Raw genomic sequence first — 17,921 nt, forward strand, 5'->3', positions numbered from 1 at the left:
GAGGTCACGCCCGGCGCCGGTGGCGCGCACCATGAAAGCCATGCTGACCGAATCGACCATCACGACGATGCTTCCGGTGACCGACAGTGAACGCGCCGGCCACTTCTACGCGGACTCCCTCGGCCTGAAGCAGACGGGGAAGGGCGAAGACGGAACCCTCTACTTCGCGGCAGCCGGCGGCGCCATCGGCCTCCGCCCGATGCCGGCCGGCGCGCAGAGCGAGAACACGGCACTGAGCTTCGAAGTCGGCGACCTGCCCGCCGAGGTCAAAACCCTGGAGGACCGCGGTGTCCGGTTCCAGGACTTCGAGCTGGAAGGCCTGAAGACGGTCGACCACATCGCCCAGGTGGGAAACGAACGGGCGGCCTGGTTCAGCGACTCCGAAGGCAACGTGCTCTGCCTGCACGAGGTCATGGGCTGACCCCCTGGGGGCGCGGGGGTGCCGCCGGTTCCGGCAGGCACCCCCGCGTTCGGCCCGCTAAGCCAGCGACGGCATCAGCTTGATCGCGTTCCCCGAAAGGACCCCGCTCAGCACCTCCTCGGGCAGCCCGAGCCCGGCCAGCGCCCGGACGTTCGCCGCCACCGAAGGCACGCCCGGCCAGTCCGTCCCGAACACGAACTTCCCCGCCAGCCGCGTCAGGTCGAACCGGCGGTAGTACTCCGGCAGCTTCTTCGGCGGCAGCCCGGCCAGGTCGAGCCACACGTTTTCCCTGGCCAGCGCCAGGAACGCCGCCACGTCGTACCACCAGCCGCGGCCGCCGTGGGCGAAGACGAACTGCAGTGACGGGAAGTCTTCGACCACATCGGACAGCAGCTCCGGATTGCCGAAACTGGTGCGGGATCCCGGAAAGCTCGACGTTCCCGAGTGGAGGATCACCGGCACGCCGCGTTCGAGGCACAGCTGGTAGACCGGGTACAGCTCCTTGTCCGCCGGTGAAAACGCGCCGTGCACCGGGTGGATCTTCAGCGCCACCGCACCCAGGTCCAGCTGCCGCGCCACCTCCGACGCCGCCGGGTGGTGCAGGTACGGGTTCACGTTCGCCACGAGCCGGAACCGCTCCGGGTTGAACGAAACCAGCGGCAGGTTGTCCTCGATCGGCTGGATCCCGGTCGCCCGCGGGCTGTACTCGCAGAACAGCAGGACCCGGTCGACGCCCTCGGACTCCATCAGCTCGTCCATCGCGGACGGCACCACCGAACCGTCGGAGGCGTACACCGAACGCCACGGGTACGCCCCGGCGAACTCGTGCGCCCACTGCAGCCACGCCGGTTTCAGCGTCGGCAGCCGCGGCGTGTGGACGTGGGCGTCGACCACGAAGTGCCCGTCGATCACGAGCTGGGTACCGTCCGCAGCGAGTCGCGGACCAGCTCGCGGATCACGTTGCGGCGGATCTTGCCGGTCGCCGTCTTCGGCAGCTCCGCCAGCTCGACCACCCCGCGCGGGCGCTTGAACGCCGCCAACCCCTCGCGGCAGAACTCGATCAGCTCGGCCGGGTCCACCGCGAACCCGGGAGCGGGGACGATGCACGCCACCGGCTTGTCGAGGCCGTCGGCGTCCGGCGCGGCGACGACGGCGACCTCGGCCACCGCCGGGTGCTGCCGCAGCCGTTCCTCCACTTCGGACGGTGAGACCCAGATCCCGCCCGCCTTCAGCATGTCCCCGAACCGGCCGAGACAGCTGTAGGTCCCGTCTTCGTTCCGGACGTAGCTGTCGCCGGTCCGCAGCCACTCGCCCTGGAACACCAGCTTCGTCGCGTCGTACCGAGCCCAGTACCCGGTCGCCGTCGACGGGCCGGCCACGAACAGCTCGCCCGGCTTGCCGGCGGCGTCGATCACCGCCCCGGTCTCGTCGCGCAGCTGCACGGAATACCCCGGCACCGGGACGCCGGTGCTGCCCGGCCGCACCGAACCGGGCTGGTTCGACAGGAAGATGTGCAGGGCCTCGGTCGACCCGATGCCGTCGAGGATCGCCAGCCCGAAGCGCGCGCGGAACCGTTCGAACAGGGACGCGGGCAGCGGCTCACCGGCCGAAACCGCGTACCGCACCGAAGAAAACGAGTCGTCCGGGACGTCGCTGGCGAGCAACGCCGCGTAGAACGTCGGGACCGCGAAGAACAGCGACGGCCGCTCCTCGCGAGCGCGTTTCGCGAACAACGCGGGCGTCGGGCGCGAAGGCTCGAGCAGCGTCGTCCCGCCCGCGCCGAGCGGGAAGAAGCACGAATTCCCCAGCCCGTAGGCGAAGAACAGCTTCGGCACGGACAGGAACCGATCCGACGACGTCGTCCCCAGCACACCGCGGGCGTAGGTCTCGCAGACCGCGCGGATGCTCGCGTGCCGGTGCATCGCGCCCTTCGGCTGCCCCGTGGTGCCCGACGTGTACAGCCACAGCGCGGGCGAGTCCTCCCACGTCCGTCCACTGGGGAGCGATCCCGCCAGTGACGGCCAGTCGTGCGTCCGGACGCCGAACCCGGCGCCGTCGCAGCGGTCGAGCACGACGTCGGTGACCTCGGGAGCGAGCCCGAGCGCGATCCCGGCCTGCTCGGCGAACTCCCCGGACACGCACAGCACGCGCGCCCGCGAGTCGGCCAGCACCTGGCCCAGCTCCGGCCCGGTGACCATGGTCGACACCGGGACGGCGACCGCGCCGGCCAGCATCGCGCCGAGGATGCCGGTGAGCAGCTCGACGTCGTCGACCATGCAGAACATGACCCGTTCTTCGGGCCGCACCCCGAGTCCGGCGAGCCCGCCGGCGACGCGCCGGGACTCCTCGGCGAGCTCGGCGTAGGTGAGGGATCGCCCGGGCGACACGACCGCGGTCGCGTCCGGGTGCCCGGCCGAGAGCAGGTACTCCGCGGCATTGAACCCTGTCGCCACCAGGCCTCCTACGTGAGGTGCACGTACTCGTAGTCGATGGGCTTGCCGTTGATGCCCTGCCGCGGCGGCGCGACCCAGCTCGCGATCTTCCCCCGCTCGTACACCGGGCGCATCAGCGAACGGACGAAGGTGAGGTCTTCGGTCGTGGGCAGCCACTTGCGTTTGCCTGCCTCCCAGGTCGCCTCGTCGACGATGGTGCCGTCGGGAGTGACGTGGTGGCCGGAGTTTATGCCCACTTCGCGGTTGAAGCCAGGGTGCGGCAAGCGGAACGTGCGATCGATGCCGGCGTCGGCGAGGATCTTGTTCCAGCGCTTCACGCCGGTCTGGCAGTCGGCCACGTACTCGCTGCGCAGATCGAGGTTGAGCAGCAGGATCGCCTGCAGCTCCTCGGTCGTCCAGGTGCCGTCGCCGGTCGGCCGCTCCAGCGTGCGGGCGTCCTCGGTGAGCTTGTGGTCGTCCTTGCGGCGGGTTTCCTGCCAGCGGCCCTTGAGCCCGGCGGTGTAGTAGTTCGCCGCGTTCGTCGACGTCTCGCTGCCGAACAGGTCGAGCGACACGGTGTAGTGGAAGTTGATGTACTTCTGGATGATGTCGAGCGGGATGCCGCCGTGCGGGCCGATGTCGTACGTGTCGTGCTCGCGGATCAGCTCGGCGCTGCGGGTCACCACGCGGTCGACGCCGGTGGTGCCCACCATCATGTGGTGCGCTTCTTCCTTGAGCATGAACTCGCAGGTGCGCGAAAGCGGGTCGAAGGAGGACTCCTTGAGCGTGCCGAGCTGGTACTTCCCGTCGCGGTCGGTGAAGTAGGTGAACATGTAGAACGCCAGCCAGTCGGCGGTTTCCTCGTTGAACGCTCCGAGGATGCGAGGCGCGTCGGGACTGCCGGAGTTGCGCAGCAGCAGCCCTTCGGCCTCGTCACGGCCTTCGCGGCCGAAGTAGGCGTGCAGCAGGTACACCATCGCCCACAGGTGACGGCCTTCTTCGACGTTGACCTGGAACAGGTTCCGCAGGTCGTACAGGCTCGGCGCGGTCAGGCCGAGGAGTTTCTGCTGCTCGACCGACGCCGGTTCGGTGTCACCCTGGATGACGATCAGCCGCTGCAGGTCGGCGCGGTACTCGCCGGGCACCTGCTGCCACACCGGCTCGCCCTGGTGCTCGCCGAAGGCGATCCGCCGGTCCGGGTCGCGCTCGGCGAGGAAGATGCCCCAGCGGTACTCCGGCACGTTGACGTGGTCGAAGTGCGCCCAGCCTTCGCGGCCCACGCTGACCGCGGTGCGCAGGTAGACCCCCTGGGTCTCCAGCGTCGGCCCCATCTCGCCCCACCAGTGCAGGAACTTCGGCTGCCAGCCCTCCAGCGCGCGCTGCAACCGCCGGTCCTCGGAGAGGTTGACGTTGTTGGGGATCTTGGCGTCGTAGTCGATCTTCTCGGGCATCTGCGCTAGACCCGCTTCCTGTCGAAGACGGCCTTCTGTCCCGTACCGTAGCGGCGCAGCGCGCCTTCCGGCCCGGATGCGTTCGGCCGGGTGAAAATCCAGTTCTGCCAAGCCGCCAGCCGGCCGAAGATCTTGGTCTCGATGGTCTCGGGACCGACGAACCGGTGGTTGGCCTCCATGCCGGTGAGCGCGTCCGGGGACAGCGACGCGCGGCCTTCGAGCGCGATCCGGATCTCGTCCTCCCAGTCGAGGTCGTCCGGGGCGTCGGTGACCAGGCCGAGCTCGAGGGCTTCGGCCGCGCTCAGCTCGCGGTTCTTCTCGCGCGCGAGCCAGGCGAGGTGGTCGTCGTCGCCGTAGAAGCGGGCCTGCAAGCGGGTCAGGCCGTTGCCCATCGGGAAGGCGCCGAAGTTGGCGTCGGTCAGCTGGATCGACGCCCGTTCGTCACTGTCTTCATTGTCGACCGGCGGGCCGTCCAGGATGTACTGGCGGTCCGCGGCCAGCGCGATTTCCAGCAGGGCCCCGGTGAAGCAGCTGCCGGGTTCGATGAGCGCGATCAGGCTGCGGCTGGTGACGTCGAGGCGTTTGAGCGTGCGCTTGAAGTAGTGCGTGATCTCGTTGGCCAGCCAGTCCTTTTGCCCGAGCACGGCCTGCTCGTGCGCCAGCACCTTCGCCGGGTCGCCCTGGGTCCGAAGGATCCACGTGCCGGCTTCGACCTCGTTGGTGCGCAGCCGCAGGATCGTGTCGTCCAGCTCGCGGGTCATCGCGAGGAACCAGCCGCCCGCGCCCTCTTCGTGCAGGTCGCCGGGGTCGTTTTCAGGCCCCTTGACGGTGATCGTGACCTGGTCCTTGGCCACGTCGGTGTCGACATGGCGATGTTCGAGCGGGGTGAGCTCGATGCCGTGTTCCGCCGGCTTCTCGGACCGCCGGGCGAGTTCCCGCGCCTTTTCGAGGACCTTCTCGCGGAAGTCCTGGCGGGGCACCAGTTCGTCGACCAGCCGCCAGTCGACGGCCGTCTTGCCCTTGACGCCGTCCGGGCGCGTGGCGAAGACGTCGGCGAGGTCCCGGCGGACGCGCCGCTTGTCGACGACCCGGGTGAGACCGCCGGTGCCGGGCAGCACGCCCAGCAGCGGCACCTCCGGCAACGCGACGGTCGAGGAGTTGTCGTCGATCAGGAAGATCTTTTCGCAGGCCAGCGCGATTTCGTAGCCACCGCCGGCGCAGGTGCCGTTCACCGCGGCCAGGTAGACCTGGCCGGAGTGCTCGGTGGCGTCCTCCATGCCGTTGCGGGTCTCGTTGGTGAACTTGCAGAAGTTCACCTTCCAGTGGTGCTCCGACGCGGCGAGCATCCGGATGTTCGCGCCGGCGCAGAAGACCTTGTCCTTGGCGCTGGTCACGATGACCACGCGGACCTCGGGGTGCTCGAACCGCAGCCGCTGCGTGGCGTCGTAGAGCTCGATGTCGACGCCGAGGTCGTAGGAGTTGAGCTTGAGCTCGTACCCCGGGACCAGCCCGCCCTGCTCGTCGACGTCCAGCTCCAGCCAGGCCACCTCGCCGTCCACCCGCAGGCGCCAGTGGCGGTACTCGTCCGGACGGCGGTCGAAGGCAACCGGTGTGGTGGTGGTCACCACTCGATTGTCTACATGAGCCAGACGGACGTCAACGTTGTGTAGAAAGTTGATCTCGGGTGGTCACCCGGTTGAGCGTGGCCCACGCCCAGGTCAGGAAGACCCACAAGGCCAGCCCGGCTGTGGCATCGGTGAAGATCGTCGCGAACCAGAACGCAGGGATCCGCGGGACGCCGGTGAGGAAGTGGCCGAGCGTGACCATTCCGGCGAGGGAGTAGACCAAGAGGAACGCCAGGGCGCGGGGGTACCGGCCTTGCGTGTACGCGCGGTAGCCGAGCCAGCCGAAGGCCGTGAGCACCACCCAGGTGACGGCGACGATGATGCCACCGACGAGCGGGGAGATTCCCTGGAGCTGGGGGTAGTCCGCGTACCGGATGGCGTTGTGCGCGTAGTGGATCGCCGTGCTGAGCAGCGAGAAGCCGAGAATCACGCGAAGCGGAGTCAGTCCTTTGTCCATCACGGCCCCCGATTTGATAGATCGCTCTAGCGAGAGTAACGCGCGGCGGCCGCGCCCGGCAAGACGCGGCCGCCCCGGGGTCACACGAAGTCGATGCGGTGCTGGACCACCGGATAACCCGCCTTCGCGAACGCCTTCGCCATCGGGACGTTGCCGACGTCGGTGCCCGCGACGATCCGGTCCGCCCCGTAGCCGACGAGGTCGTGCGTCGCCTCGACCAGGAGGTCGTACGCGTAGCCCTTGCCCCGGTGCTCCGGCACCACGGCCACGTAGCCGACCACCGGGTCGTAGACGTTGCGGCTCGGCAGGACGAGGCCGGCCAGCTCGCCTTCGGGCGTGTACGCCAGCCGCCACCAGTCCCGCGGCGCCGGCATCCACTTCATCAGGTCGAGGTCTTCCCGCGCGGCCGCTTCGAGGCCCTGCTCTTCGATGGCCTTGCGCGCGTGCGCGTCGAGGCTGCCGACGTGCACCCGCTTGAAGACGTCGAGGAGGACGTCGTCGTCCGGCTCGGGCCGGAACTCGAGCCGGCCGGGCTTCTCCGGCAGGCCGTTTTCCGGGGTCCAGCGGAAGCGGTAGCGCTCGACGAGCCGGCGGTAGCCCGCCGCCTCGGCCGCCTCGACCCGGCCGGTCACTTCGCGCGCGACGTCCGGGTCGTCCTGCCACGCCGGGGGCGTGTGCAGTGCGTACTCCGCGTGCAGCGGTGCGGTTTTCAGCAGGTGGACGGCCGCGTCGAAGTCGGTGAAGTCGAACCAGTCCAGGGCGATCGGGGCGGCGTCACCGGCCTTGGCCCACCAGGCGGCGCGGGCCACGACGACGTCGTCGCGCAGCGCGACCCACGTCCACTCGGGCCGGTACTCGCCCCTCTTCGCCATCTCGATGAAGTCGTCGCCGAGCAGCGTGCGGCCGACGAGACCACGATCGGGCAGGGAGGTGAACAGTGTTTCTTCGCCCGCTTCGAGCGGGCGCACGACCAGTTCGGTCATGGAAATCCTTCCAGGAGTACGCGCTCCCGGTCAGACAGCCGGCACCCTCGCTGCGAGGTGGGAGCGCGTGATCGGTTGCGTGATCATCGGTCCCACCTCCTTTCGCTGGTCAAGGTGCCTTCACGAGACCCTAGGGGATGCACCCGCGATGATCAACGGATTTTCTGGAGCACCACACGCGTGCTCAGCCGCGGCTCGGCGTAGGAGTGCGAAGCCTCCAGGACGTACTCGCCCGCGATGTGCTGCCAGCCGTCGCGCCAGACTTCGGCCGACCTCGGCGTGATGACGATGTCGGTCTCGACGGCCTGGCCGGGCCGGGCTTCGACGCTCGCGAACCCGGCCAGCCAGCGCTGCGGCCGGTCGCCGCGCTCGGTCGGGGCCAGGTAGAGCTGCACGACCTCGCGTCCCGCGCGCGTTCCCGTGTTGCGCACGCGGACCCGGACGCGCACGCCGCCTTCCTCGTCCGGGTAGGCGTCGAGTTCTTGGTACGCCCAGGTCGTGTAGCCCTGGCCGTGTCCGAACCAGTACGCGGGTTGCCCGCCGGCGCGGGCCCAGGCGCCGTAGCCGATGTACACGTCTTCGCCGTACTCGAGCACGCCGTCTTCCGGCGTCACGTCGGTGACCGGCGCGGCTTCGAGCTTCGCCGGCCAGGTCGTCGGCAGGCGGCCACCGGGCTCCTCGCGGCCGAAGAGGACATCGGCGAGCGCGTCGCCGCCGGCCTGGCCGGGGAACCAGGTGAGCAGCACCGCGGCGACGTCGTCGCGCCACGGCATCTCCACCGGGGAGCCGGCGTTGACGACCACGACGGTGTTCCGGTTCGCTTCGGCGACCCGCGCGACGAGTTCGTCCTGGCGTCCGGGCAGGGCGAGGGACGTCCGGTCGAACCCTTCGCTCTCGACCTCGGCGGTCGTGCCGACCACGACGACGGCGACCTCCGACTTCGCCGCCAGGGCAACGGCTTCGTCGAGGCTCGCGTCCGGGTCGAGGACCGGCCCGCGGTGGCCGAGCGCGAAGGTGACCCAGGCGAAGGTGCCCCTGGCGAACTCCGCCATCTCCGACGGGATCCAGTAGGTCAGGCTGACGTCGACCGGCTCGCCCGCGGTCAGCTCGACCTCCCGGCGTTGTTCGTGCACCTGCATGATCGACGTGAAGATGTCCCCGCCCTCCGGCAGGTTCACGCCGTCGAAGACGGTCTGGCCGGCGACGGTGAGGCGGAGGTCGCCGGGGCCGGTGACGCCGAAGGTGTGCGTGCCGCTTTGCTCCGGGAGGAACGTGCCGGCGATCTCGACCGAGGCGAGCGTGCCGATGTCGAGCCCGGCCGGCAGTTCGCCGATCCAGTCGATCCTGGCTTGCCGCAAGGAAAACTGCGCGAGTTCGGTGCCGTCGGCGGCGCGGGCCGTCGCGCGGAGCCGGAAACTGTCGGTGGCGGTCGGTAACGTCGTCCGCGGATCGGCACCGGGGGCGTAGACGAGCTCGGTGCCCGCGGGAACGGCCGCTTTGAGGCCGTCGAGAGGGGAGACGACGTGATCGGGGAACACGGTGGCACTGCCGCCACCGAGGATCTTGGGGTCCGCGGCGAGCGCGCCGATGAGCGCGATGCTCTGCGGCTCCCGCAGGGGCAGCACGCCGGTTTCGTTGCGGAGCAACACGAACGACCGGTGCGCGATCTCGCGCGCGACCGCGTCGCCGTCCACGTCGGACCCTTTTGCCGCGGGCCCGCCGCCGAGCGCGCCGGTCCGGTCGGCGAGCAGGAGCACGCGGCGGACCATGGCGTCGACGACGGCTTCGTCGACTTCGCCGCCGCGGACGGCTTCGGCGAGCCGTTCGCCGAACACCGTGCGGGGGCCGGGCATGGCGACGTCGAGGCCGCCGTTGGCGGAAGCGACGGTGTCGCGCGCGGCCAGCCAGTCGGAGACGACGAAGCCGTCGAAGCCCCATTCGTCGCGCAGCACGCCGTTGAGCAGTTCGGCGTGCTGGGTCATCGTGACGCCGTTGACGCTGTTGTAGGCGGCCATGATCCCCCACGGCTTCGCGCGCCGGACGATGAGTTCGAACGGCGCGAGGTAGAGCTCGCGCAGGGCGCGCTCGCTGACGCGCACATCGGCGGTGAAGCGTTCGGTCTCGAAGTCGTTGGCGACGAAGTGCTTGACCGTGACGGCGACCCCGCCGTCCTGCACGCCGGTCACGTAGCCGGCGCCGATCATCCCGGTGAGGAGGGGGTCTTCGGAGTAGCACTCGAAGTGCCGGCCGCCCAGCGGCGAGCGGTGGAGGTTGACCGTCGGGGCGAGCAGCACGTGCACGCCCTTGCGCCGGGCTTCCTGCGCGAGCAGCCGGCCGGCGCGCACGGCCAGCCGCGGGTCCCAGCTCGCCGCGAGCGCCGTCGGGCTGGGCAGGGTCACCGAGGGGTCGTCCGGGCTCCAGCGCGTGCCGCGGACGCCGACCGGGCCGTCGGAAAGAACCATCGAGGCGAGCCCGATCCGCGGCAGCCCGGGAAGGGACCAGACGTCCTGACCGGCGAGCAGGCTCGCCTTGGCGTCCAGGTCGAGCTCGGCCAGCAGCGCCTCGACGTCGAAGCTCATGCGCGTCCTCCGCGGTCGGTCCTGCCGTCACCCTACCTGGCGGTGAGTAGTGAACGTTATGCTTCCGTGACGCTCGCTGACGTAGGCTCGGGATCATGACCCGGGCCAGGGGCGCCGACCGCCGAGCCGGCATCGTCCGAGCGGCGTTCGAGGTGATCGCCGAGCGCGGCTACCGAGGCACGTCACTGGCCGCGGTGGCCGAGCGCGTCGGGCTGACGCAACAGGGCCTGATGCACTACTTCCCCACCAAGGAAGACCTGCTGACGGCGGTGCTGGAAACCCGCGACGAGTGGGACCTGCTGCACTTCGGGCACGCCCCGGAGGGCGACCCGTCGGCGATGACGGTGAACCAGCTGGCCGACCTGGTGGACTACAACGCGACCCGCCCGGGCATCGTGCAGACGTACACGGTGCTTTCGGCGGACAGCGTCACGGAGGACCACCCGGCGCGGAAGTACTTCCAGGACCGCTACGCGCGGGTGCGGGCGGGCATGACCCAGATGCTCGAGCGCCACCGCGACGAACTGCCGCCGGGCACGACCCCGGAACAGCTGGCCCCGCTGGCCATCGCCATCCTCGACGGCCTCCAGCTGCAATGGCTCCTCGACCCGGCGGAGGTCGACATGTCCGCCGGGTTCCGCACGTTCCTCACCCTGCTGGGGGTGAAGCCGGACTGACGATCAGCGCATGCCGACGCTCTGGCGCTCGACCTCGATGAGCGCGACCACCCGCTGCTGCTCTCGCGTGTACGGCGCACCGATGTACTTGTTCGCGATCCGGTCGACGATCTCCCAGGCGGCGTCACCCTCGATCCACTCGGCCACCCGGCCGCGGATGATGACGGGTTCGAACGGGTTGTCCGGCGGGGTCAGCGAAAGCGCGACGCGCGGATCACGCCGGAGGTTGCGGGCTTTGCGCGAGTCCGGGCCGGTCAGGATGGCGATGCGATCGCCCTCCGGGTCGACCCAGACCGGGACCGAATGGGGCGCGCCGTCGGGCAGGACGGTGGCGAGGTGACCGATCGCGGTGGTGGCGATGATGCGGCGGACGTCGGCGTCGAGCATGGTCGGCTCCTTGCTGGGGTAGGGGTTCAGGCGACGGCTTCAGGCGACGGCGTAGTGGAGGTGGGTGACGCCGGGCGCGGCCACGGCCTCGAGCAGGCTGAGCCGCACGTGCGACGGCAGCTCCCGGAAGAACGACCGACCGCCGCCGAGCAGCACCGGCACCTGGTGGAGCACGATTTCGTCGACCAGGCCGGCCTGCAGCGCCGAGGCCAGCACGCCACCGCCCATGAGGCCGACGTCCTTGCCGCCGGCCGCCTCGCGGGCCGCCGCGATCGCGTCTTCGACGGTGCCGGCGAGGGTCTGCCGCTCGGTCAGTTCCGGTGCGGGCCGGTGGCTGACCAGGAAGAGCGGGGCGTCCGGGTGCGGGCTGCCGCCACCGAAGTGTTCCGAGTCTTCGTAGGTGTTGCGGCCCGCCACGATCGCGCCCACCCGGCCGGCGAGCGAGTCGAAGACGCGGGCACTCGGCTCGCTGAGGGTGAAGAAGTCGAAGACCCGGCTCCGGGTGTCCCCGTCGGAGTACCAGTCGAAGAGCGTCCCGCCGTCACCGAGTCCCTGACCCGGGCCGGCGCCGCGGCCGGTGATGTAGCCGTCCACCGACACGGCGTGGGCGCTGAAGACCTTGCTCATCGCGACTTTCCCTTCTGAGTTCCTTCAGGAGACTCCAGAACCGTAGCAGCTTGAGTTCCTTAAGGGAACCCCAAGTGTTAAGCTGGGTCCATGCAGCGCACGAACTTCAGCGAACTGGCCGCGTGCTCGATCGCGCGCACGCTCGACGTCATCGGCGAACCGTGGTCACCGCTGATCCTGCGGGACGTGTGGGTCGGCCTCAGCCGGTTCGAACAGCTCCAGGCGGACCTCGGCATCTCGCGCAAGGTCCTCACCGAGCGGCTGAACCACCTGGTCGACTCCGGCATCCTCGATCGCCGCCCGTACGACCGCCGTCCGCGCTACGAGTACGTCCTGACCGAGAAGGGCACCGAGCTGGTCGACATGCTGCTGGTGATGACCCGCTGGGGCGACAAGTGGCTGGCGGGCGAGGCAGGACCCCCGGTGCTCCACCGCCACCACGCGTGCGGCGAAATCAGCGTGGCCGCCCTGCGCTGCGCCCACTGCGGCGAGCCGATGCACGCAGGAGACGTCGACGTACTGGCCGGCCCCGGCGCGACCCCCTGAGCCACACCGGCCCGACTCGGCCGGCCACACCGACCGCCGCCCCTCGCAGCCCCGGCGCGGCCCGCTGAGCCACACCGGCAAGCCAGCCACACCGACCGCCGCCGCCCGCGCTGCCCAGCACCTGACCGGCTGAGCCGCTCACAGCAATCGCGGCTGGGCCACCACTCCGCGCAATCGCTGCAGCGTGCGCAGCGTCGTCTCGAGGTCCTCCAGCGGCACCTCGGCCGCCACGTCCTCGGCCCACGCGACCTGCGCCGAGCCCAGTTCCCGCATCGCCGTGCGAGCCCGCCGCGTCAACGACAACAGCGGCGCCCGCGCATCGGCCGGGTTCGGCAAGCGGTCGAGCATTCCGTTGCGCAGCAAGCGGTTCACCGTCTCCTGCACGCTCTGGCGGCGCAGCCCGCGGCGGCGCGCCACCTCGGCGGCGGTCGCCGGGCCGTCCTCGAGGAAGCCGAGGACCTGCCACTGTGCCGCCGTCAGCCCGACCGGCTCGGTCAGCGCGTCGCCCGCGGCGAGGAAGCCGCCGTTGCACGCGAAGACCGCGTCGATCACGCGGGTGAACGTCTCGGCTCGAGGTGACCGCATGCGTGCTAGTCTCGCACATCGACAGGTGCCTGTCGAAATGGAGACGACCATGGACATCCCCCGCCTCGGCCCCGCGCACGACGCGCTGAAGGCGTTCGTCGGCGACTGGACCGGCACCGAGGAACTCGCCGCCTCGCCGTGGGCGCCGGCCTCGACCGCGCGTGCCGACTGCGAATACCGCTTGGCCCTCAACGGTTTCGCCGTGATCCAGCACTACCGGCAGCGGCGCGAGGACGGGTCCGAGTTCCTCGGCCACAACGTCTTCACCGCCGACCCGGCCACCGGCGAAACGCTCTGGTACGGCTTCGACAGCTACGGCTTCCCGCCCGAGTCGGCCGCCCGCGGTACCTGGACCGGCGCGACGCTGACCCTGGAGAAGCGGACCGCGCGCGGCGTCGCCCGGCACCGGCTCACGCCCGGCGGCGGGACGCTGACGCACGAAATCGACGTCCGGATGGGTGAAAACCCGGAGTACAGCCCGTTTTTGCGGGCCAGGTACACCCGGAAGGACCAGTAGCTGACCCGAAACTGTCGGACCCCCGGAGTAGAGATGGAGGCGTGTCCAGAACCGCCGAGCCGCCCCCGCTGATCGGGGTCGAGAACGTCAAGATGCCCGAGTGGGCCCGCGTCGACGAACGCGTGGCCGCCGCGGGCTTCGGCCAGGCCGTGCGCGCACTGCCCACCGCGATCTCGGTCGTGCTGCGGCTGGCGTGGCGGACTTCCCCGCGGCTGACGCTGCTGGCCGCCGTCGTGCACGTCGTGTCCGGCTGCGTCACGGCGTTCGGGCTGCTCGCCACCGCGAACGTCTTCACCGCACTGCTCGAACAGGGCCCGACGCCGGATCGCGTGCTGCAGTCGTTGCCGGCGATCGCGGTCGTCACCGGGTCGTACGCGGCGCGCGCGGTGCTGGACGCGGCCGTCGCCGCCGTCGAAGGCGCGCTCCGGCCCCGGGTCACCGCGGCGGCGGACGACGCGGTGACGGCCGCGGTCGTGCGCGTCGGGCTGATCGCGTTCGAGGACGCGGACTTCCGCGAGCTGGCCCGGCAGGGCGCGCGGTTCGGGGTGCGGGCCATCGAGACGAGCCTGCGGCGGCTGGCCGACCTGACGTCTTCGGTGATCTCGCTGGCGGCGGCGATGCTCACGGCCGGGCTGCTCAACCCGTGGCTGGCCCCGGTGCTCCTGCTCGCGGCGGCGGCCGACGGCTGGGCCGCCGCGCGCGTCGCGAAGCTGAACTACCGGCACTTCCTGGACACCGTCGGGCGCAACATCCGCAAGTCGGTCGTGGAAGAGGTCGCCACCTGGCGCTCGATGGCCCTCGAACGGCACGCGCTGACGTTGCAGGAGCCGTTGCTCGGCGAATACCGGCGCATCTCGCGCAGCCTCACGCGTGAGGAGATGCGGCTGGCGCACCGGAGCAACCTGGTGCGCACCAGCGGGCGGGCGGCGGCCGGCTTCGGCACGGCGGTCGCGTACCTGGTGCTCGGCTGGCTGCTCTACACCGGCGCGATGGAGCTGGCGCTGGCCGGCACGGCGGTGCTGGCGATGCGCACGGCGTCCACGGCGCTGTCCAACACGATGCGCGCGGTCAATTCGCTGTACGAGGACTCCTTCTACATCGGGTTCTACAACCAGCTGCTCGCGGAGTCCCGGAAGCGGCAACCGCCGCCGACGTCGGTGACCGCGCCGGCCGACCCGGCCGAGATCCGGCTGGACGGCGTCACGTTCACCTACCCGGGCCGGGGCAGCCCGGCGCTGCGGGACGTCTCGCTGACGATCCGGCGCGGCGAGGTGGTCGCGCTGGTCGGTGAGAACGGCTCGGGCAAGACCACCCTCGGCAAGCTGCTCACCGGGCTCTACCCGCCGGACGAGGGCACGGTCCGCTGGGACGACGTCGACCTCGCCCGGGCGGACCCGGCATCGGTGCACGCGAACATCGCGGTGATCGCGCAGGAACCGGCGGAGTGGCCGATGACGGCGGCGAACAACATCACGGTCGGCCGCCTCGGCCGGCCGGACCCGGACAGGCAGGCGTGGCGCGAAGCCGTCGACTACTCGGGCGCGGACGAGGTGATCGCTTCCCTGCCGGCCGGGGAGAACACGGTCCTGTCGAAGAAGTTCGACGAGGGCCACGACCTTTCCGGCGGCCAGTGGCAGCGCATGGGCATCGCCCGCGGCATCTACCGGGACGCCTCGGTCCTGGTGGCCGACGAACCGACAGCGGCGCTCGACGCCCGCGCCGAAGCCCGCGTGTTCGCCGGCCTCCAGCACGCGAGCCGCTCGGACCGCGGCCGCCGCACGACGGTGCTGGTGACGCACCGGCTGGCCAACATCCGCTCGGCCGACCGGATCCTGGTGCTGGAGAAGGGAAAACTGATCGAAGAAGGCACCCACGACGAGCTGATCAGCGCGGGCGGGGTCTACCACGAACTGTACGAGATCCAGGCCCGCGCCTACCGAAACGGCCAGCCCTGACCGCCCACCCGCCCGCTCACCCGCACCCAGCCACCGACCCCCTCCCCGGCCAGTCGGCCCGCGTCCCCAGAGGGCCGGCCTGCGCACCCAGGCGGTCGGCCCACGCACCCGAAGGGTCGGCCCACGTACTCAGGCAGTTGGCCCACGCACCCAGCCGATCAGCCCGCGTATCCCGGCGGCCGACTCGCCGGCCGACCGTCCCAGGCACGCGAGTCGACCCTCCAAGCACGCGAGTCGACCCTTCAGACACGCGAGCCGACCCTCCAGACACGCGAGCCGACCCTTCAAACACGCGAGTTCGCCGGTTCGGCACGCGTCACTCGCGTGATTGAGCGGCCAACTCGCGTGATTGGGCGGGCATCTCACGTGATTGGGCGGGCATCTCGCGTGATTGGAGGGACGACTCGCGTGATTGGGCGGGCATCGGGGGTTAGGTGGCGAGGGTGAGGGAGCCCAGGTGGGAGAAGTGGGCGGCGAGGCGGGAGCCGGGGCGGAGCGGGACCGCGTCCGTCATTCCGCCGGTCAGGACCAGCCAGCCCGGCTCCAAGGCCAGGCCGCGCGCCGCGAGGGTGTTCGCCGCCAGGGCCAGGGCTTCCGCCGGGTGGCCCTGGACCGCCGCGCCCGTTGCCGTGTCGACGATCTGGCCGTCGACCTCCAGGAGAGCCGCCTCCAACGACAGATCCAGCGAAGCCGGCGCGACACCCACCGGGCCCACGCTGAAGTACGCCGACGAGCCGTTGTCCGCGACGGCGTCCGGGAGCGTGAACCGGTAGTCCGTGTACCGGCTGTCGATCACCTCGATGCCGCCGTACACGCGGTCGACCGCCGCCAGCGCCGTCGCCGCCGTCACGCCCGGGCCCGCCAGCCGGCGGCCCAGCACGAAGACCAGTTCCGGCTCCGCGCGCGGGTGGATCAGCTCGTCGTGGGGCACCGGTGCGCCGATCGGCAGCACCATCGCGTCGGTCAGCCAGGCCAGCAACGGCGCGTCGATGCCCATCCGCTGCTGCTTGGCCCGGGACGTCAGGCCCAGCTTCACCCCGATCAGCGTCTCGCCCCGGGCCCGGCGCTGCCGCAGGGCCTCGTCCTGGATCGCGTACGCCGTGTCCACGTCCAGTTCCGGCCAGCCGGCCGAGAGCGGCGCGCGTTCCGAGACCGTCCCCAGCAAAGAAGCAGCTGCTTCTCGCACGTTCATGCATCCTCCGGTGAAGCAGACGAAGCGGGAGCGAAGACCGCGGTGACACTGCCGATCCCGGCGATCGTGGTGACGATCGTGTCGCCCGGCGACACCGGGATCGCCCGGGTCATCGACCCCGGCAGCACGACGTGCCCGGGTTCCAGGGTGACGCCCAGCGGCCCGACCGTGTTCGCCAGCCACACCAGCGAGTTCAACGGCGACCCGAGCACCGCGCCGCCCGCGCCCGTCGCCGCCACCGAACCGTTCCGGTACAGCACGCAGCCGGCCAGCCGCAGGTCCACCGACCCCAGGGCCGTCGGGCTGCTCCCCAGCACCACACCACCGGAAGACGCGTTGTCCGCGATCGTGTCGAACAGGGAGATCTTCCAGTCCTGGATGCGGGAGTCGACGATCTCCAGCGACGGCAGCACGAACTCGACCGCCCGCACCGCGTCGGCGACCGTCACCCCCGGGCCGCGCAGGGCCGAGCCGAGCACGAACGCGATCTCCGGCTCGATCCGCGGCTGCAGGAACGCCGACGTCGGGATCGGCTGGTGCTCCAGGTGGAACATGCTGCCGGTGAGGTGCCCGTAGTCGGGCTGGTCGACGCCCATCTGCCGCTGCATCGCCGCCGACGCGAGGCCGACCTTGTGGCCGCGGACGGCGTCGCCGCCCTCGACCCACTGGCGCACCTGCTCCTGCTGGATCCGGTACGCGTCCTCGACGCCCGCGTCCGGATACGTCTTGATCAGCGGCTCGATCGGCTCACGCGAGGCATAGGCCCGCGCCAAAGCCAAAGCGGCTTCCTCCACCTTACTGACGTCCACTCCCGCGACTCTGCCGTGCGCGCCCCGCGCACACAAGCGAAAACGTTCCGTCCAGCGGAACTCTCGCCAAGCAATCTCTTGCGCGCGAGATAAATCCGGCGTATCGTGAGTGACACCCCAGGAAGGGACGTGAGGGACATGGCACCGACCCAGGCCGAGGTCACCAAGCTCGCCGAAACCCGCGACGCGCTGCGCGAGCGCCACCTGCGCCCGGCCGCCGAACGCCCGGCGACGAACGGCCGCGGCATCCACCACACCGCGCTGATCTCCAGCGACGTCGAGCGGACGATCGAGTTCTACCAGGACATCCTGGGCTTCCCGCTCACCGAGCTGATCGAGAACCGCGACTACCCCGGCTCCAGCCACTTCTTCTTCGACGTCGGCAACGGCAACGCGGTCGCGTTCTTCGACCTGCCCGGTCTGGACCTCGGCCCGTACGCGGAAGTCCTCGGTGGACTGCACCACCTGGCGCTGTCCGTCGAGCCCGGGCGGTGGGCCGCCATCAAGGACAAGCTCGACGAAGCCGGCGTCCAGTACCTGCTGGAGAGCCGGACGTCCATCTACCTGTCCGACCCGGACGGTGCCCGCGTCGAGCTGATCTCCGACCCGCTCGGCGAGATGTACGGCGAGAAGATCGGCTGAAAGCGTGGTCCGGGCGTCGCGCGCCAACTAGCCTGT

Annotated in this window: 18 protein-coding genes; 6 read left to right on the top strand and 12 right to left on the bottom strand. The window is 70.6% G+C overall.

Features of this window, described 5'->3' with window-relative positions; genetic code table 11:
- Nucleotides 1–40 precede the first annotated feature (40 nt).
- Nucleotides 41–421 (top strand): VOC family protein, encoded by a 381-nt coding sequence (locus AB0F52_RS03405; RefSeq protein ID WP_360164065.1) that lies wholly within the window; start codon nucleotides 41–43, stop codon nucleotides 419–421.
- A gap of 57 nt (nucleotides 422–478) precedes the next feature.
- Here AB0F52_RS03405 and AB0F52_RS03410 read toward each other — a convergent pair whose 3' ends face one another.
- The 7 genes from AB0F52_RS03410 to AB0F52_RS03440 form a co-directional block, all read right to left on the bottom strand.
- Entirely contained in the window at nucleotides 479–1,333 is an 855-nt protein-coding gene (locus tag AB0F52_RS03410; RefSeq protein WP_360164067.1) for an amidohydrolase family protein, read from the bottom strand.
- On the bottom strand, nucleotides 1,330–2,874 hold the full coding sequence (locus AB0F52_RS03415; protein WP_360164069.1) for a benzoate-CoA ligase family protein: 1,545 nt from the start codon (nucleotides 2,872–2,874) through the stop codon (nucleotides 1,330–1,332). Before AB0F52_RS03415 ends, AB0F52_RS03410 begins: the two co-directional genes overlap by 4 nt.
- Nucleotides 2,875–2,882: 8 nt before the next feature.
- Nucleotides 2,883–4,304 (bottom strand): benzoyl-CoA 2,3-epoxidase subunit BoxB, encoded by a 1,422-nt coding sequence (gene boxB / locus AB0F52_RS03420; protein WP_360164071.1) that lies wholly within the window; start codon nucleotides 4,302–4,304, stop codon nucleotides 2,883–2,885.
- A 5-nt stretch (nucleotides 4,305–4,309) separates the two neighbouring features.
- A complete protein-coding gene (boxC, locus tag AB0F52_RS03425; protein ID WP_360164073.1) occupies nucleotides 4,310–5,929 on the bottom strand; it encodes a 2,3-epoxybenzoyl-CoA dihydrolase in 1,620 nt (539 codons plus the stop codon).
- A 31-nt stretch (nucleotides 5,930–5,960) separates the two neighbouring features.
- Nucleotides 5,961–6,386, bottom strand: a complete 426-nt coding sequence (locus tag AB0F52_RS03430) for a hypothetical protein (protein ID WP_360164075.1) — start codon at nucleotides 6,384–6,386, stop codon at nucleotides 5,961–5,963.
- An 80-nt stretch (nucleotides 6,387–6,466) separates the two neighbouring features.
- On the bottom strand, nucleotides 6,467–7,369 hold the full coding sequence (locus AB0F52_RS03435) for a GNAT family N-acetyltransferase (protein ID WP_360164077.1): 903 nt from the start codon (nucleotides 7,367–7,369) through the stop codon (nucleotides 6,467–6,469).
- A 152-nt stretch (nucleotides 7,370–7,521) separates the two neighbouring features.
- Entirely contained in the window at nucleotides 7,522–9,948 is a 2,427-nt protein-coding gene (locus AB0F52_RS03440) for a glycoside hydrolase family 3 C-terminal domain-containing protein (RefSeq protein WP_360164079.1), read from the bottom strand.
- Nucleotides 9,949–10,043: 95 nt separating this feature from the next.
- Between AB0F52_RS03440 and AB0F52_RS03445 the strand changes: the two genes are divergently transcribed.
- Nucleotides 10,044–10,625, top strand: coding sequence for a TetR/AcrR family transcriptional regulator (locus AB0F52_RS03445; protein ID WP_360164081.1), 582 nt, complete (start codon nucleotides 10,044–10,046; stop codon nucleotides 10,623–10,625).
- 3 nt (nucleotides 10,626–10,628) lie between these two features.
- Here the strand turns inward: AB0F52_RS03445 and AB0F52_RS03450 are convergent, their stop codons facing one another.
- Nucleotides 10,629–11,012 (bottom strand): PPOX class F420-dependent oxidoreductase, encoded by a 384-nt coding sequence (locus AB0F52_RS03450; RefSeq protein ID WP_103335676.1) that lies wholly within the window; start codon nucleotides 11,010–11,012, stop codon nucleotides 10,629–10,631.
- Between the two features lie 39 nt (nucleotides 11,013–11,051).
- A complete protein-coding gene (locus AB0F52_RS03455) occupies nucleotides 11,052–11,639 on the bottom strand; it encodes a dihydrofolate reductase family protein (protein ID WP_360164083.1) in 588 nt (195 codons plus the stop codon).
- Between the two features lie 90 nt (nucleotides 11,640–11,729).
- Between AB0F52_RS03455 and AB0F52_RS03460 the strand changes: the two genes are divergently transcribed.
- Nucleotides 11,730–12,185: a helix-turn-helix domain-containing protein gene (locus AB0F52_RS03460; protein ID WP_360164085.1), complete on the top strand. Its 456-nt coding sequence runs from the start codon at nucleotides 11,730–11,732 to the stop codon at nucleotides 12,183–12,185.
- Between the two features lie 138 nt (nucleotides 12,186–12,323).
- On the opposite strand, the gene AB0F52_RS03465 is transcribed toward AB0F52_RS03460, so the two are convergent.
- On the bottom strand, nucleotides 12,324–12,770 hold the full coding sequence (locus AB0F52_RS03465; RefSeq protein WP_360164087.1) for a MarR family winged helix-turn-helix transcriptional regulator: 447 nt from the start codon (nucleotides 12,768–12,770) through the stop codon (nucleotides 12,324–12,326).
- Nucleotides 12,771–12,819: 49 nt separating this feature from the next.
- Between AB0F52_RS03465 and AB0F52_RS03470 the strand changes: the two genes are divergently transcribed.
- Together AB0F52_RS03470 and AB0F52_RS03475 are read left to right on the top strand one after the other, a co-directional pair.
- Complete coding sequence (locus AB0F52_RS03470) at nucleotides 12,820–13,287, top strand: DUF1579 family protein (RefSeq protein WP_360164089.1); 468 nt, start codon at nucleotides 12,820–12,822, stop codon at nucleotides 13,285–13,287.
- 41 nt (nucleotides 13,288–13,328) lie between these two features.
- Nucleotides 13,329–15,242 carry an ABC transporter ATP-binding protein gene (locus AB0F52_RS03475; RefSeq protein ID WP_360164091.1) on the top strand — a complete coding sequence of 638 codons (1,914 nt, stop codon included), beginning with the start codon at nucleotides 13,329–13,331 and terminating at the stop codon, nucleotides 15,240–15,242.
- A gap of 430 nt (nucleotides 15,243–15,672) precedes the next feature.
- Here AB0F52_RS03475 and AB0F52_RS03480 read toward each other — a convergent pair whose 3' ends face one another.
- Both AB0F52_RS03480 and AB0F52_RS03485 read right to left on the bottom strand, forming a co-directional pair.
- Nucleotides 15,673–16,434, bottom strand: a complete 762-nt coding sequence (locus tag AB0F52_RS03480) for a fumarylacetoacetate hydrolase family protein (RefSeq protein ID WP_360164093.1) — start codon at nucleotides 16,432–16,434, stop codon at nucleotides 15,673–15,675.
- A complete protein-coding gene (locus tag AB0F52_RS03485) occupies nucleotides 16,431–17,243 on the bottom strand; it encodes a 2-keto-4-pentenoate hydratase (protein WP_360164095.1) in 813 nt (270 codons plus the stop codon). Before AB0F52_RS03485 ends, AB0F52_RS03480 begins: the two co-directional genes overlap by 4 nt.
- Before the next feature lie 138 nt (nucleotides 17,244–17,381).
- Between AB0F52_RS03485 and AB0F52_RS03490 the strand changes: the two genes are divergently transcribed.
- Nucleotides 17,382–17,885, top strand: a complete 504-nt coding sequence (locus AB0F52_RS03490) for a VOC family protein (protein WP_360164097.1) — start codon at nucleotides 17,382–17,384, stop codon at nucleotides 17,883–17,885.
- The last annotated feature ends 36 nt before the right edge of the window (nucleotides 17,886–17,921 follow it).

Origin of the sequence: Amycolatopsis sp. NPDC024027 (genome assembly GCF_040638975.1) — a bacterium.
Taxonomy (GTDB): domain Bacteria; phylum Actinomycetota; class Actinomycetes; order Mycobacteriales; family Pseudonocardiaceae; genus Amycolatopsis.

Excerpts from the sequence above, each read along its gene's own strand:
- AB0F52_RS03445 (WP_360164081.1), top strand. The coding sequence starts at position 10,044 with ATGACCCGGGCCAGGGGCGCCGACCGCCGAGCCGGCATCGTCCGAGCG.
- AB0F52_RS03435 (WP_360164077.1), bottom strand. The coding sequence starts at position 7,369 with ATGACCGAACTGGTCGTGCGCCCGCTCGAAGCGGGCGAAGAAACACTG.
- AB0F52_RS03440 (WP_360164079.1), bottom strand. The coding sequence starts at position 9,948 with ATGAGCTTCGACGTCGAGGCGCTGCTGGCCGAGCTCGACCTGGACGCC.
- AB0F52_RS03450 (WP_103335676.1), bottom strand. The coding sequence starts at position 11,012 with ATGCTCGACGCCGACGTCCGCCGCATCATCGCCACCACCGCGATCGGT.
- AB0F52_RS03465 (WP_360164087.1), bottom strand. The coding sequence starts at position 12,770 with ATGCGGTCACCTCGAGCCGAGACGTTCACCCGCGTGATCGACGCGGTC.
- AB0F52_RS03480 (WP_360164093.1), bottom strand. The coding sequence starts at position 16,434 with ATGAACGTGCGAGAAGCAGCTGCTTCTTTGCTGGGGACGGTCTCGGAA.
- AB0F52_RS03470 (WP_360164089.1), top strand. The coding sequence starts at position 12,820 with ATGGACATCCCCCGCCTCGGCCCCGCGCACGACGCGCTGAAGGCGTTC.
- AB0F52_RS03455 (WP_360164083.1), bottom strand. The coding sequence starts at position 11,639 with ATGAGCAAGGTCTTCAGCGCCCACGCCGTGTCGGTGGACGGCTACATC.
- AB0F52_RS03430 (WP_360164075.1), bottom strand. The coding sequence starts at position 6,386 with ATGGACAAAGGACTGACTCCGCTTCGCGTGATTCTCGGCTTCTCGCTG.
- AB0F52_RS03405 (WP_360164065.1), top strand. The coding sequence starts at position 41 with ATGCTGACCGAATCGACCATCACGACGATGCTTCCGGTGACCGACAGT.
- boxB (WP_360164071.1), bottom strand. The coding sequence starts at position 4,304 with ATGCCCGAGAAGATCGACTACGACGCCAAGATCCCCAACAACGTCAAC.
- AB0F52_RS03460 (WP_360164085.1), top strand. The coding sequence starts at position 11,730 with ATGCAGCGCACGAACTTCAGCGAACTGGCCGCGTGCTCGATCGCGCGC.
- AB0F52_RS03490 (WP_360164097.1), top strand. The coding sequence starts at position 17,382 with ATGGCACCGACCCAGGCCGAGGTCACCAAGCTCGCCGAAACCCGCGAC.